The organism is Riemerella columbina (assembly GCF_030517065.1).
GTDB classification, from domain to species: domain Bacteria; phylum Bacteroidota; class Bacteroidia; order Flavobacteriales; family Weeksellaceae; genus Riemerella; species Riemerella columbina_A.
Window position 1 is genome coordinate 504,007 of the sequence record NZ_CP103950.1, and the last position, 14,560, is coordinate 518,566.

Annotated in this window: 15 protein-coding genes; 4 read left to right on the forward strand and 11 right to left on the reverse strand. The window is 41.5% G+C overall.

Features of this window, described 5'->3' with window-relative positions; all coding sequences use genetic code 11:
- Positions 1 to 158: 158 nt before the first annotated feature.
- From accC to pdxA, 5 genes are all read right to left on the reverse strand, one after another.
- Complete coding sequence (gene accC, locus NYR17_RS02375) at positions 159 to 1,514, reverse strand: acetyl-CoA carboxylase biotin carboxylase subunit (RefSeq protein WP_302506139.1); 1,356 nt, start codon at positions 1,512 to 1,514, stop codon at positions 159 to 161.
- A 63-nt stretch (positions 1,515 to 1,577) separates the two neighbouring features.
- On the reverse strand, positions 1,578 to 2,063 hold the full coding sequence (gene accB / locus NYR17_RS02380; protein ID WP_302506140.1) for an acetyl-CoA carboxylase biotin carboxyl carrier protein: 486 nt from the start codon (positions 2,061 to 2,063) through the stop codon (positions 1,578 to 1,580).
- Between the two features lie 99 nt (positions 2,064 to 2,162).
- On the reverse strand, positions 2,163 to 2,366 hold the full coding sequence (gene rpmF, locus NYR17_RS02385; RefSeq protein ID WP_302506143.1) for a 50S ribosomal protein L32: 204 nt from the start codon (positions 2,364 to 2,366) through the stop codon (positions 2,163 to 2,165).
- 33 nt (positions 2,367 to 2,399) lie between these two features.
- The gene (locus NYR17_RS02390; RefSeq protein ID WP_302506145.1) at positions 2,400 to 2,939 is read right to left on the reverse strand and encodes a YceD family protein; all 540 of its coding nucleotides are present in this window, start codon (positions 2,937 to 2,939) and stop codon (positions 2,400 to 2,402) included.
- A gap of 86 nt (positions 2,940 to 3,025) precedes the next feature.
- A complete protein-coding gene (gene pdxA / locus NYR17_RS02395; RefSeq protein ID WP_302506146.1) occupies positions 3,026 to 4,114 on the reverse strand; it encodes a 4-hydroxythreonine-4-phosphate dehydrogenase PdxA in 1,089 nt (362 codons plus the stop codon).
- A gap of 69 nt (positions 4,115 to 4,183) precedes the next feature.
- On the opposite strand from pdxA, the gene NYR17_RS02400 reads away from it, so the two are divergent.
- The 3 genes from NYR17_RS02400 to NYR17_RS02410 are packed head-to-tail and all read left to right on the forward strand — an operon-like array spanning position 4,184 to position 6,929.
- Complete coding sequence (locus NYR17_RS02400) at positions 4,184 to 4,762, forward strand: riboflavin synthase (protein ID WP_302506148.1); 579 nt, start codon at positions 4,184 to 4,186, stop codon at positions 4,760 to 4,762.
- Positions 4,763 to 4,768: 6 nt separating this feature from the next.
- On the forward strand, positions 4,769 to 6,226 hold the full coding sequence (locus NYR17_RS02405; RefSeq protein WP_302506150.1) for a sensor histidine kinase: 1,458 nt from the start codon (positions 4,769 to 4,771) through the stop codon (positions 6,224 to 6,226).
- Complete coding sequence (locus tag NYR17_RS02410; RefSeq protein ID WP_302506151.1) at positions 6,213 to 6,929, forward strand: tRNA1(Val) (adenine(37)-N6)-methyltransferase; 717 nt, start codon at positions 6,213 to 6,215, stop codon at positions 6,927 to 6,929. The genes NYR17_RS02405 and NYR17_RS02410 overlap by 14 nt, the downstream gene beginning before the upstream one ends.
- 1 nt (position 6,930) lies before the next feature.
- Here NYR17_RS02410 and NYR17_RS02415 read toward each other — a convergent pair whose 3' ends face one another.
- Positions 6,931 to 7,641, reverse strand: a complete 711-nt coding sequence (locus tag NYR17_RS02415; RefSeq protein WP_302506152.1) for a cell division ATP-binding protein FtsE — start codon at positions 7,639 to 7,641, stop codon at positions 6,931 to 6,933.
- A gap of 164 nt (positions 7,642 to 7,805) precedes the next feature.
- Positions 7,806 to 7,961: a 50S ribosomal protein L34 gene (gene rpmH, locus NYR17_RS02420; RefSeq protein ID WP_004917131.1), complete on the reverse strand. Its 156-nt coding sequence runs from the start codon at positions 7,959 to 7,961 to the stop codon at positions 7,806 to 7,808.
- A gap of 173 nt (positions 7,962 to 8,134) precedes the next feature.
- Here rpmH and NYR17_RS02425 point away from each other — a divergent pair, with 173 nt between their 5' ends.
- Positions 8,135 to 9,145, forward strand: a complete 1,011-nt coding sequence (locus tag NYR17_RS02425) for a DHH family phosphoesterase (protein ID WP_302506159.1) — start codon at positions 8,135 to 8,137, stop codon at positions 9,143 to 9,145.
- 59 nt (positions 9,146 to 9,204) lie between these two features.
- Here the strand turns inward: NYR17_RS02425 and NYR17_RS02430 are convergent, their stop codons facing one another.
- The 4 genes from NYR17_RS02430 to uvrB form a co-directional block, all read right to left on the reverse strand.
- Positions 9,205 to 10,140 (reverse strand): Dyp-type peroxidase, encoded by a 936-nt coding sequence (locus NYR17_RS02430; protein ID WP_302506160.1) that lies wholly within the window; start codon positions 10,138 to 10,140, stop codon positions 9,205 to 9,207.
- A 17-nt stretch (positions 10,141 to 10,157) separates the two neighbouring features.
- On the reverse strand, positions 10,158 to 10,772 hold the full coding sequence (locus NYR17_RS02435; RefSeq protein ID WP_302506161.1) for a MarC family protein: 615 nt from the start codon (positions 10,770 to 10,772) through the stop codon (positions 10,158 to 10,160).
- Positions 10,773 to 10,793: 21 nt separating this feature from the next.
- Positions 10,794 to 12,446, reverse strand: coding sequence for a DNA repair protein RecN (recN, locus tag NYR17_RS02440; RefSeq protein ID WP_302506162.1), 1,653 nt, complete (start codon positions 12,444 to 12,446; stop codon positions 10,794 to 10,796).
- A gap of 62 nt (positions 12,447 to 12,508) precedes the next feature.
- Complete coding sequence (uvrB, locus tag NYR17_RS02445) at positions 12,509 to 14,509, reverse strand: excinuclease ABC subunit UvrB (RefSeq protein WP_302506163.1); 2,001 nt, start codon at positions 14,507 to 14,509, stop codon at positions 12,509 to 12,511.
- Between the last annotated feature and the right edge of the window lie 51 nt (positions 14,510 to 14,560).

Genomic DNA, 14,560 nt, shown 5'->3' on the forward strand with positions numbered 1-14,560 from the left:
TTTTTTTTCGTTTTTGTATGATGGCAAATTTATGAAAAATTAAACTAAAATTCTATTTTATAGCGGCTAAATACGCGTTTTTTATTGCTTTTAGATAGAAAAACCTCCCCTAAATTTTTATTTTTAGAGGAGGTTGATTTTATTTTTTAAAGAATGGGTTACATATTTTCGTAATCTTTATTCATTTTGAAACTTTCCATAAACTTGGTAGTATAGTTTCCTTCTACAAAGTCTGGGTCGTCCATCAGTTGGCGGTGGAACGGCACCGTGGTTTTAATACCTTCAATATAAAACTCTTCCAGCGCTCTTTTCATCTTGGCAATGGCTTCTTCTCGCGTTTGAGCCGTGGTAATGAGCTTGGCAATCATAGAATCATAATTGGAAGGAATGGTGTAGCCCGAATAAACATGCGTATCCACGCGCACGCCGTGACCCCCAGGGATGTTAAGCCCTGTAATTTTACCAGGACTTGGACGGAAATCATTGAAAGGGTCTTCCGCATTGATACGGCATTCTATAGAGTGCAGTTTTGGGTAGTGGTTAATTCCAGAAATTGGCGTACCTGCCGCCAAGAGAATTTGCTCTCTAATCAAGTCATAATCAATAACTTGCTCTGTGATAGGGTGCTCTACTTGGATACGGGTATTCATCTCCATAAAGTAGAAATTTCTGTGCTTGTCTACCAAGAATTCAATGGTGCCGACACCTTCATAACCGATGTATTCTGCGGCTTTTACTGCAGCTTCACCCATTTTTTCACGAAGTTCTTCCGTCATAAATGGCGAAGGTGTTTCTTCGGTCAATTTTTGGTTTCTTCTTTGCACGGAGCAATCTCTCTCGGAGAGATGGCAGGCTTTACCATACTGGTCTCCAGCGATTTGTATTTCAATATGGCGAGGCTCTTCAATGAGTTTTTCCATATACATTCCCCCATTCCCGAACGCCGCAACGGCTTCCTGAATGGCAGATTCCCAATGGTCTTTGAGGTCTTCCGCTTTCCATACGGCTCTCATTCCTTTTCCGCCGCCGCCCGCAGTGGCTTTAATCATCACGGGGTAGCCAATTTCTTCGGCGATTTTAGCGGCTTCTTCGTAAGAGTCGATTAAGCCATCAGAACCAGGAACGCAGGGGATGCCCGCTTCTTTCATCGTAGCTTTGGCAGTGGCTTTGTCGCCCATACGCTCAATTTGCTCTGGCGTAGCTCCAATAAATTTGATGTTATTTTTTTGACATATTCTGGAGAAATTGGCATTTTCAGACAAGAAACCATAACCAGGATGGATGGCATCAGCATTGGTAATTTCCGCCGCCGCCAAAATATTAGGAATACTCAAATAAGAATCTTTACTGGCTGGTGGACCGATGCAAACGGCTTCATCAGCGAAACGAACATGCAAACTGTCTTTGTCCGCTGTAGAATATATCGCTACGGTCTTGATGCCCATTTCTCTACAAGTCCGCAGGATGCGCATAGCGATCTCTCCACGGTTGGCTATCAATATTTTTTTGAACATAATTTAATCAATTTGACTGAGATGAACCTCGTGTTAAATGATTGATTTTTAACCATTAAGGTTTTATGATGGGTCCACTAAGAACAGCGGTTGGTCGTATTCTACAGGGGTAGCATCATCTACTAAAATCTTCACGATTTTTCCGCTGATTTCACTCTCTATTTGGTTGAAAAGCTTCATCGCTTCTATCACGCAGACCACTTTACCTTCGGTTACGCTATCGCCTACATTCACGAAAACTTCTTTGTCTGGCGCTGGTTTTCTGTAGAAAGTCCCAATCATTGGAGATTTGATCGCTACATATTTGCTGTCATCATCCGCTTTAGGGGCTTCTGTGCTTGGTGCGGCAGGAGTGGTCTCAGTAGGTTGAGTAATGGGTGCCGCTGGTTGTGCTGCAGGATGGGCTTGCTGTACATAAGTAACGCCACTTGCCGTGTGAGCACTTGGGTTTTTAATATTGATTTCGTAATCTTTGGTTTTGTATTTAACCTCTGATACTTCCGATTTGGAAACGAATTTAATGAGGTTCTGTAAATCTTTTAAATCCATAGCTTTATTTTTAATGTTCAAATATAACAACAAAAACCACTCAATCCAAAAAAAAAGAGTGGTTTTTATGCATAAAATAATTTTTTTAATCTACAGAGATTAGTTTTCTTCTGTAGTTTCTACTTCTTTTTCCATTACAACTTTACCTCTATAGTAAAGTTTTCCTTCGTGCCAATGCGCTCTGTGGTAGAGGTGCATTTCGCCTGTAGTAGCATCTTTAGCTAACTGAGGAACTACCGCCTTGTAGTGGGTTCTTCTTTTATCTCTTCTTGTAGCCGACTGTCTTCTTTTAGGATGTGCCATTATTACTATTTTTTGATTATCTAAATTTTATTTTTAATTCTTATTTTTCAATTTCTGGAGGGCCGCCCATCGTGGGTCCATTTCCTCCTCATTTTCTATCACTTTCTCTTCTTCAAATTTAGGACTATAGCGTTCTAATAGTGCCTCATACTCCTCATTTTCCTCTACATTGGGCGCTATTTTTTTCATCGGGATGGAGAGGATCACCGCTTCATAAATCAGCTGAGCGACATTAAATTGATAATCCGAAGATGGTATGGTAATCACCTCATCATCAAGCTCATTGTAAGTTTCTCCAAATTTAACCAACACCTTGATGCTGTGCTGGGTAGGCTGAGAAAAAACCTCGCCGCTGATGTCGCAAACCAAATCTACCTGACCAGAAATGCTAATGAAAAACTCTAAAAAAGAGCTGTGTTTATCCAATACAACTTCTGCAGTAATTTTCGGATGGTCAAAATCTACCTCTGTCCCAAATAATTCAAAAAACGCGTTATCTATTTCAAACTCAAATGAATGTTTTCCATTTTTTAAGCCTGAGAAACTGATATCAAATGCTTTAAAATTTTCCATAAAAAATGGTTTGCAAAAATAAGTTATTTTTTTTATATAACAAAATCTATTTTTGGTATCTTCAATAAAATTAGATTTTGTGGTGGTTAATCTTCCTCTTCTGGCAGGTCTTCATCTACATCTACAATAGCTTTTGAATTTTTAGGAACCAGCCTATTTTTCATCAACTCTTGGTACTCTTTTCTATTTTGAAAAATTTTAATCCCTGTAAAAACTGCCTCCTCAAACGAGGTGTGGTCGGCTTTGTTTTTCCCTGCAATATCATACGCCGTGCCATGATCTGGGGAGGTTCTGATGAAAGGCAAGCCCGCGGTGTAATTAACGCCCTCTTCATACGCAATGGTTTTAAAAGGCGTAAGACCTTGGTCGTGGTACATAGCGAGCACAGCATCAAACGCCATATATTTTTCAGGTTGGAAGAAACTATCGGCAGGATAAGGACCGAAGGCTAAAATGCCCTCATCAAAGCAGGCATTAATGGCAGGAATGATGATGTTTATTTCCTCTTGACCAATGGCACCACCATCTCCAGCGTGGGGGTTAAGCCCCAAGACTGCAATTTTAGGTCTTTCAATGCAGAAATCTTCCTTTAAAGTTTGGTTTAAAGTTCGAATTTGGCTGATAATCTTATCTTTATTGATGCTTTGTGCCACTTCGGAAATGGGAATATGGTGTGTAGAAACTGCCACTTTCAGTTGTGGCGTTACTAAAAACATCAAGCCTTTTTTTCCAAATTGTTCTTCTAAAAAGCCCGTGTGTCCTGCGTGTTTAAAACCTTGTTTTAGCATCTCATCTTTGTTGATGGGCGCTGTGACCATTAGGTCTATTTCGCCTTGTTTTAAGGCTTTGGTGGTGGCTACTAAAGAGTCTATTGCCATTCGTGTGGATTCTTCGGTAGGAACGCCCAATTCTACATTAACATTGTCTTTCCATAGATTAACGATGTTGATTTTCCCTGCTGCGGCTTCGCTGGGGTTTTGGATATAATTAAAGTTGGCTTGGATTTTAAAAATGTTTTTTTGGTAAGAAAATAATTTGCCAGAGCCAAAAATAATCGGTGTAAAAAAATCGGTAATGGCTTTATCCTTTAATGTTTTCAGGATAATCTCCGGGCCTATGCCGTTGTAGTCGCCTACGGAAATGCCTACCCGTGGTTTATGGTGCTTAGAACTCATTTTGTATTCGTATCTTTTTATTGCTTATCTTTGTTTTCTAAAGTTACAAATTTAATTAAAAAAAATAATATGTTTACAGGAATTGTAGAAGCGGTAGGAAAAGTAGAGAAAATAGAGCGCGAGGAAGCCAATATCCACTTTGCTTTGAGCTGCCCATTCAGTTCAGAATTAAAAATAGACCAAAGTTTGGCACATAATGGCTGTTGCCTTACGGTGGTGGCGGTAGAAGGGCATCAATACCGTGTTACTGCGATAGATGAAACGCTCAAAAAAACCAATTTGGGCAGTTGGCAAGAGGGAACGGTGGTCAATCTGGAGCGCTGTATGCAGATGAATGGGCGTTTAGATGGACATATGGTGCAGGGGCATATTGATGGCATCGGTACGGTGAGGACTATTGAGGAAAAGGAAGGCAGCCACCTCATCACCATTGACTATGATGCTGATTTTGTGACCGTGCCACAGGGCTCTATCACTGTTAATGGCATTAGCCTTACCGTGGCGAAGAGCGAGCCGAAATCTTTTACGGTTGCTATTATTCCATACACTTGGTCGTTCACGAATTTACAATATTTAAAACCAGGAGACCGCGTGAATTTAGAGTTTGATATTATCGGAAAATACATCGCGAAATTGCTTCAAAGGTAATCTATTATGCCTAAAACCTATAAAAGTTTCAGCATCAGAAACCGAATATTCTTCGGGTTTTTATCCATTTGCGTGCTCAGTATGCTGGGCTCGGCTTTTATCTATTATATTATAATAAGTAGGGCTACGCAGACGCAGAACAAGATAGAAATGCAGAAAACGGCAGAAATTCTGACCGCCTCTTTGGACTATGCCGTGAGCCGAGATAGCGTAACGCCACAAAACCTAAAAGAGGTACTGAGGAATAAAATCAAAGAAATTGCGGATATCAACAAACACGATATTGTCATTTATACTTTAGATGGGCATTTTTTGCTCTCTAACAAAACGCCAGATTTGATCAAGCAAAAGGAAATTCCTACCAAAACGCTTTTGCAAGTCCTTAAATCGGATTCCAGAATAGACATTAAAACCTATGATGCGCAACAGGGCAGAGCGGTGGTGTCCTCTTATATCTTACTGAAAAACAACATTTTTGAGCCCATAGGCGTGGTATATTACCCTTCTTACCACAGCGCCAGCCTTTATCGTGATGTTTTGGAGGATTACCTTAGTAATATTTTGATTTTTAATGTGATCCTGATTTTTACCAGTGTCCTTTTGAGCTGGATAATTTCTAAAAGAATCACGAGGAATTTAACGGAAATTTCAGAAAGTATCAAGCGTATTAGTTTGTTTAATAGGGAGTTAACGCCTATTAAGTATAACCGAAGAGATGAGTTGGGGATTTTGATAAAATCGTATAATAATTTGGTGTTGCAGATTGATGGACAAAAGGAGAGGCTGTCTCATATTGAAAAGGAAACCGCATGGCGAGAGATGGCGAAGCAGGTAGCCCACGAGGTGAAAAATCCACTCACGCCAATGAAACTTTTAATGCAAAATTTTGAACGAAAATTCAATCCTCAAGACCCCGAAGCCGAGACCAAAGTGAAGGAATTAAGCGAGTCTATCATCAGTCAGATTGATATTATTTCTAAGGTGGCCACGGCGTTTTCAGAGTTTGCCAAACTACCGAAGAGGGAAGATGAACAGCTCAACCTCAATGAAGAAATCAAGAACATCATCACTTTGTTTGATGATAGGAATATCTTTTTCCACGCCAACCAACCAGCGGTGCTTTATCAGATGGACAAAACTTATTTTACACGGATTTTGAACAATCTAATCACCAATGCCATCCAAGCGGAGCACGAGGCGCGCCAACTCATCATCAATGTTGATTTGGAAAATAGACACAGCCAAGTGAGAATTACGGTGGAGGACAATGGTACGGGCATCACGGAGGACAAAATCAACCATATTTTTGAACCTAATTTCACTTCTAAAAACAGTGGAATGGGCTTAGGTTTGACTATGGTTAAGAAAATGATTGAAGATTATCAAGGTTCCATAGAGGTCAAAACGCAGGTGGGCAGAGGTACGAAATTTATCATCAACCTTCCGAAAAATGCGTCCGCTTAAACCATTTCAGTTTAAAGAATTTGCCATCCAGCAATCTGCGGCGGTGTTTCGTGTGGGGACAGATGCCGTGTTGTTGGGTGCTTTGGGGTTGGCAACTCGTTCTTGCCGAGGGCAGTTGTTGGAAATTGGAACGGGGACAGGCGTGGTGGCTTTAATGTTGGCACAGCGTTTCCCAGAGGCGGAAATTACCGCAATAGATGTTAATCCAGAGGCGGTGGCTTTGGCACAACTTAATTTTCAAAATAGCCCTTATCATTTGAGATTGAAGGCAATAGAGGTTGATTTTAAGGCTTTTAATCCACCACAGAGGTTTGATTTCATCGTGTGTAATCCACCGTATTTTGAACCCAATGCTTCCGAAAAAGATGTCTTGGCAAGGCAAAAAACGGCTTTAGACTTTGATGATTTATTGCAAAATTCAGCGCGGATATTATCCGATGATGGTGTGCTGAGTGTGATTATTCCTGCCGATTTTAAAACCGATTTTGAGCGAAAAGCCTCTGTAAATAAGCTCTATCTCCAGAGTGAAGTTTTGATTAAAGGCATTGAAACCGCCTCAAAAATTAAAAGGGTTATTTTGGAATTTTCAAAACAACCGCAATCCTTGATGACTGAACATTTTGTGATAGAAAAAAGCCCGAGACAATACTCGGACCAATATTTGGAAGCCACGCGGGATTTCCATTGCTTTAAAACATCTTAAATTATTCAAAAAGTTCCGCCGTATCCAGCACGGAGACTTTGCCTCGGTTGCAGCGGATCGCCTCGCCAGGGAAGTTCTGTATCATATGATAATCGTGGGTCGCCATCACAACGGTGGCGTTATTTTCTTGTGCCACTTGCTTCAGTAGCGTCATAATATCATTGGAAGTTTCGGGGTCTAAATTCCCTGTTGGTTCATCGGCTAAAATCAGTGAAGGGTGGTTCAGAAGAGCTCTCGCGATAGCAATACGCTGTTGCTCGCCACCAGAGAGTTCGTGAGGCATTTTATGCTTTTTGGTCTTCATACCCACGCTGGAAAGCACCTCGTTAATTCGGTCTTCCATTTTCTTTTTGTCGCTCCAGCCTGTGGCTTTCAGAACGAAAAGTAGATTTTTCTCCACATTTCGGTCGGTAAGGAGTTGGAAATCTTGGAATACAATACCGAGTTTTCTTCTCAAATTAGGAATATCGGAAGTTCTTAAGGTGGCTAAATCAAAGCCGACCACATTGCCACGCCCTTCTTTTAGTGGAAGATGACCGTAGAGAACTTTTAATAGGGAGCTTTTACCAGAGCCTGTTTTCCCGATGAGGTAACAGAAGCGACCTTTTTTGATATCCAAATTGACATCATCTAAAACAGTAAAGTTTTTCTGAACAATTTTAGCATTCCTTAGCGTGATGATGCTCTCTTCCTCGTGGTTGTGTTGTGACATTGTTATCGTGCTATATTGAGTTGATTAAAAAACGATCCTTTTTGGAGATTCAAAAATAAGAAAAACTTTTGAAGTAGAGCGTTTTTTGGCAAATTTTAACAACAAAAAATGCTCAGAAATGATTTTATTTCCAAGCACTTTAGTTTTTTAGGGTATAATCAATCTTATCTCTTAGCGCGAGATACACTTACAGTAAGTCTTTTTCTACCTTTGGCTCTTCTTGCCGCTAACACGCGTCTTCCGTTTGGCGTTGACATTCTTTCACGGAAACCGTGCTTATTTCTTTTCTTTCTCTCTGATGGTTGGAATGTTCTTTTCATTACAGTCTTATATTATAGGTCAGTAATTATACTTCTTAATTTTCAGATTGCAAAGATAGGATAATTTTTAAAACCTACAAACTTATTTTTAGTTTTTTCTTTTTTATTTACAATTCTTCTTTTTTCTGTCGGCTTTGCTGTATCTTTGTTGCCCCAAAATAAACCAGATTCAAATGTTTACACCTCAAGAAATTTCAACGATAAAATCATTATTAGTACCGCAGAGCAAGGTGGTCATCATCACCCATTATAACCCAGATGGTGATGCTATAGGCTCCAGCCTTGGGCTTAAACACTTCCTACGAACACTGGATATAGAGGCGGAAGTGATTGTCCCCAACGATTTTCCGAAATTTCTAAAATGGATGCCAGAGGCAAAAAAAATTACAGTAGCGGAATGGAAGAAGAAAAAATCTTCAGAGCTGATTCGCCACGCAGATGTGGTATTTTGCTTAGATTTTAACACCCTTTCCAGAATTGGTGCAGTGGGCGAGTGGGTGGCAGCAACCAAAGCCGTAAAAGTGCTCATAGACCACCACCAACAGCCAGATGCGTTTGATTTTGTTTATTCTGATACTTCCATCCCTGCCACATCGCAGATGGTATACCATTTTATTGAAGCGCTGGGCGGTGTAGATCGGGTTAACCAAGAGGTAGCGAGCTGTCTCTACACTGGGATTATGACGGATACAGGCGGTTTTAGATTCCGCTCTACCAGTGCTACCACTCACAGGATTATTGCCCATTTAATAGAACACGGCGCCGACCCTGCAACCATTTCTTCCAACACTTGGGATACCAATTCTCTGTCCAGACTACAGCTTTTAGCATTGGTGCTGGGGCGTATAGAATTGGTAAAAAATGGTGAAGTAGCGATAATTTGGCTCAAGCGTGAGGAACTGAAAGCTTACGGCTTCCAAAAAGGCGATACAGATGGTTTTGTCAATTATGGATTGAGCATTTTGGGAACTAAGATGGCGGCGTTTTTTATGGAAGATTTATATGAAGATTTTATCAAAATATCATTCAGAAGCAAAGGCGATGTAGATGTGAACCAACTGGCGCGCCAATATTTTAATGGAGGTGGGCACATCAATGCTGCAGGTGGCAAATACTATAAAACGATAGAAGAAACGATAGAAGATTTTAAAGAATGCGTAGAGCGTGAGGATTTTACTTTTTAGAATTTAATTTTTGATCAAAAAAATAAAAGGAGCTGATTGATAGCTCCTTTTTTTTATTTCTACTCTGCAAAATCTTCTAACATATCCAGCGTAGGGACAAAGAAGAGCGTGCCTGTTTGGGCGGTGCTGAAGTCCAAAATGCGGTCGTAGTTGCCTACTGGGTCGCCGATGAACATATGCTCCAGCATCTTTTGTACCGTGCTAAAAGTATTGGCATAAGCAATAAAATAAGTACCCACCTCGCCTTTGGCAGGGTTCCCGAATGGCATATTATCTCGGATAACTTTCAGTTCCTCGCCGTTGTCGCCTTCTATATTGGTTAGGGCGATGTGCGAGTTAGTCGGCTTGACCTCATCAGACATCTCAATATCGTTCTGTTTGCTGCGCCCAATCACTTTCTCTTGTTCTTCTATGGAAAGGCTGTCCCACGCCAACATATTGTGCAGGTATTTTTGAACAAAAAGATAACTTCCACCTTGATATTCAGGGTCCTCTGCACCCACTTTCGCAAAGAAATCTCGGTCTTCACCTTTGGGATTCTCGGTGCCATCTACGAAGCCTAAAATAGAGCGTCCATCCCAATATCTAAAGCCTTGCACATCTACAATACACTCCGCAACGGGGGTGAGGAGTTTGGTAATTTCCATCGCCATATCAAAACAAAGGCTCGTAGAATCTGCTCTTAGGTGGAGGTGTAAATCACCAGGGGTAGCCACCGCGGTATAAGGGTTACCTTTGATTTCCTCAAACGGTTTCAGCTCTTTGGGTAGTGGCGTAGGCAGTTGGAGTTTCTGCCACGCTTCCGCACCGATGCCCAGCACGCAACTGACATTACCGTTAGGAAATCGGGTAGAGGTGGAGTTGTTAAGGTTGATTACCAGCGTGCATAAATTTTGAAACGCTTCTTGGTATGGCGTTCCTTCTTTAAGTTGCCAAACCATAAAAATGGTATTTTTATTCGGGTAATCGGTTACATTTTGAGAAACTGTACTCATAAGATTATTTTTTTGATTTAAAATGCTAATTTAATACCGGCAATCACCATTCCAGTCCCCATAATGGCTAATATAAGCCCCATTATTTTATCTAAAACGCTGATGACATTATGCCCTAATTTCGCTACGATGAAATCTCCAGAGCGTAGGGAAAAATAATTGATAATGATGACCACCAAACTCACCACAGCAACTACAATCAGGTGGGTAAAAGTGGTGTTAGAAACAAAATCCATAGCGGTAACAATGGTGCCAGGGCCTGCCAGAAGCGGAATGGCTAAAGGAGAAATAGCGATGTTGCTGTCTACCACAGGCGGCGTGTCTCCTGTATTTTTGATGTTAGAAGACTTGGACTGCAGCATATCAAAACCGATTTTGAAAATCAGTAAACCGCCAGTAATTTTGAACGCAGGGATGGTAATCCCAAAAATGGAAAAAATAAATTTCCCCAAGAGAACAAAACCCACCAAAATCACAAAAGCCACAATACAGGCTTTCTTCGCGATGGCAGCTTGTTTATCGGCAGGATAATTGCCCACCAAGCCTAAAAAAGCGGGGATGTTAGCAATAGGGTTCATCATCGCGATAAGCCCTGTAAATACGGATAATGAGAAAGTTAGAATGTCGTTCATAATTATTTATTTTTGATGAAGTTAAGATTGTATTAGTTCTTTGGCTTGTTCTAAAGCGGCAGCGGTAATCTTGCTTCCAGAGAGCAATTGGGCAATTTCCTGCAACTTCTCCTCCTCAGAAAGTGGTAGGATGTTAGACTGCGTTTTGCCCGCCACATCTTGCTTCACAACTTTATAATTATCATCGCCCTTGGCAGCCACTTGTGCCAAATGCGTGATCACGATGAGCTGCATAGTCTCCGCCATCGCTTTCATCACAAAACCGATTTCCTCCGCGACTTTTCCAGAAACGCCCGTGTCTATCTCATCTAAAATAAGGGTTGGCAGGGCGGTATTTTCTGCCATAATCTTTTTGATGGCGAGCATCACGCGCGAGCGCTCTCCACCAGAAATAGCCGTCTGGATAGGCTTAAGCGGAAATCCTGTATTGGCTTGGAAGAGGATGGCTATTTTGTCCTTTCCCAACAGATGAAACTGCGGTACCTCCGTGAGTTCTACCTCTATTTTGGCTTTTTCTAAACCCAATTGTTTGAGGAGTTGCTCTATTTCAGTAACAAACTTCGGAATGGCAGCCGCACGTTGAGCGGAAAGTGTGGTCGCCAACTGGCTGAGGTTTTCTTCCTGTGATGCCAGTTGTTTTTCCGCCTCGCTGATTTTAAATTCTAAGTCTTCCAACTGGTTTTGAGAGGCGGCTAAGGTGTTTTTGATGTCAATCAATTCCGATACAGAATAGACTTGATGTTTGGCTTGCAGCGCATTGATGGCGTTCACTTTCTGCGTAAGTTCTTCCAAAAGAAAAGCATCAATTTGGATGTTTTCTGCCGTGCTGTCTATTTCGTAGGCAATGTCCTTGATTTCCTCGTAAGCGGAGTCCAAGCGCTCGCTAAGGCTTTCCAATTGTGGTGAGACCTCCGCGATTTTATAAATTAAACTTTTAATGTGGTGTAGCCCTTCCAAAACGCCTAAACCTTCTTGGTTAAAGCGTTGGCTGATTTCGGCTAAAACTTCCGATACTTCGCCAGCATTTTCTTGAACGGAAAGCTGATTTTTAAGGTCTTCAAAATCGATGTTTTCAAGGTCTATTTCCTCTAACTCTGCGAGGAGAAACTCTTGATAATCCTTTTCTTTAAGCCCTTCTGCCAGTTGATTTTGGTATTTTGCCAAATCTCGTTTCAGTTGTGTAAACTCAGAGAATAGAACTTGGTATTCTTGGATAAGCCCCTGATTTTTAGCGATACCATCGATGATGCCAAACTGATACGCCTCAGAAAATAATTGTGAGGTTTCAAACTGCGAGTGAATGTCTATCAGCTGTGCCGAGAGTTCTTTTAGGGTGTCCAGCGTGACAGGAACATCATTGACAAACGCCCGAGATTTACCGCTGGGGAGAATTTCCCTTCGGATGATGGTTGGATTTTCAAAGTCTAAATCGTGGGTAGAAAAAAAATCTTGAAAGCCATTGTTGATTTCAAATTCGGCCTCCACAATGCTTTTTTGTTCGGCATTGGCTAAGGTTTTCAGGTCGGCTCTCTCGCCCATAATGAGCCTTAGCGCACCCAGAATAATAGATTTACCAGCGCCTGTTTCCCCTGTGATGACCTGCAAACCGCGGTGCAGCGGAATGTCTAAACGCTCTATAAGTGCAAAGTTTTGTATAAAAATTCTTGATAACATTGCTGCAAATTTATATAAAATCTATAGGTTAAAAAAATGAAAAATAATGCTTGCCAAGGTGATTATGCTTCGCCTTTTAGGGCTTTTATTTCATCTCTTAGTCGGGCGGCTAAGATGAAGTCTAACTGTTTGGCGGCGGCTTCCATTTGCTGTTGTTTCTCTTGGATGATGGCTTCTATATCTACCGTTTTGCCGTACTGGGCTTGGGTTTCTGCCACTTGTTTTAAAATTTCTTTTTGGGTGTATTCTGGTTTTGGGAAATCTTGAGCACGCCCCACCAAGGCATCGGATATTTTCTTATTGAGAGGCTGAGGCACTATACCGTGCTCTTGGTTGTATTGCATCTGTTTCTCTCGGCGGTAGTTGGTTTCATCTAAAGTCGCCTGCATAGATTTGGTGATTTTGTCGGCGTACATAATGGCTTTACCATTGATGTTCCTTGCGGCGCGCCCTACGGTCTGTATCATAGAACGTCGAGAGCGCAGCATCCCTTCTTTATCAGCATCTAAAATCGCAACGAGGGAAACCTCTGGAAGGTCTAAGCCCTCTCTTAAAAGGTTAACGCCCACCAAAACATCAAAAAGCCCTGTTCTGAGGTCTTGCATAATTTGAATCCGCTCCAAGGTATCCACATCGGAGTGGATGTACCGCGTTCTGATGCCAAATTTGGTGAAATATTTGGTCAGCTCTTCCGCCATTTTTTTAGTGAGAGTGGTCACGAGTACCCGCTCATCCACCTCGGCGCGTTTTTGAATTTCTTCTATTAAATCATCAATTTGGTTGAGGGTAGGGCGGACTTCTATAACTGGGTCTAAAAGTCCTGTGGGTCGGATGATTTGCTCTATGTATTCGCCTTCTGTTTTTTCTAATTCGTAGTCGGCGGGGGTGGCAGAGACATAAATGACTTGGTTTTGCATTGTCTCAAATTCTTCAAATTTTAAAGGGCGGTTGTCCATAGCGGCAGGGAGTCTAAAACCGTATTCTACCAAACTTTCCTTTCGGCTTCGGTCGCCGCCGTACATGGCGTGCACTTGGGGCACGGTCACATGGCTTTCATCAATCACCATTAAATAATCCTTAGGAAAATAATCCAAAAGGCAGAAAGGGCGAGAGCCTGGCGCTCTGCCATCTAAATAACGAGAGTAGTTCTCTATCCCCGAACAGTAGCCCAGTTCTTTTATCATTTCTAAATCCAATTCGGTGCGCTCTTGGAGTCTTTTGGCTTCTAAAGGCTTCCCGATGGAGTTAAAAAATTCTACTTGCTTGACCATATCGTCCTGAATTTGGCGTATGGCATTGAGCATTGTTTCTTTTGAAGTAACAAAAAGGGTGGCGGGATAAATGTTGATTTTGTCAAAATCTGACATTACATTGCCTGTAATAGGATCAAAACTTTGGATTCTATCAATCACATTACCAAAAAACCGGACTCTAATGGCGTTATCCGCATAGGCAGGGAACACATCTACCACATCTCCTGTGACACGGAAAGTGCCTCGTGCAAACTCGTTGATAGACCGAGAATAAAGGGCATTAACCAACTGATGAAGGAAATCCGTGCGAGAAAGTGAGGTGTTGAGCTCCAACTCAATGAGGGATTTGTTGAATTCCGTAGGGTTCCCAATACCATAAATACACGACACCGAAGCCACAACCAAAACATCTCTACGCCCCGATAATAGACTGGTGGTGGCGGAGAGTCGCAGTTTCTCTACCTCTTCGTTAATGGATAAATCTTTCTCTATATAAGTCCCAGTGCTGGCTATATAAGCCTCGGGTTGGTAATAATCATAATAAGAAACGAAATATTCTACCGCATTATGAGGAAAAAACTCCTTAAACTCCATAAATAACTGTGCTGCCAGTGTTTTATTATGGGCTAAAACAATGGTGGGGCGCTGTACCTCATTCACGAGGTTGGCAATGGTAAAAGTTTTCCCAGACCCCGTTACACCGAGGAGGGTTTGGTATTTCTCGCCACTTTCCACGCCGCGCACTAATTTTTCTATAGCTTGAGGCTGGTCGCCTGTGGGTTGGTACTCAGATTGTAGATTAAATTTCATAAAGCAAAGATACAAACAATAGATGAATAAAATAACCTTATAGAGATGATG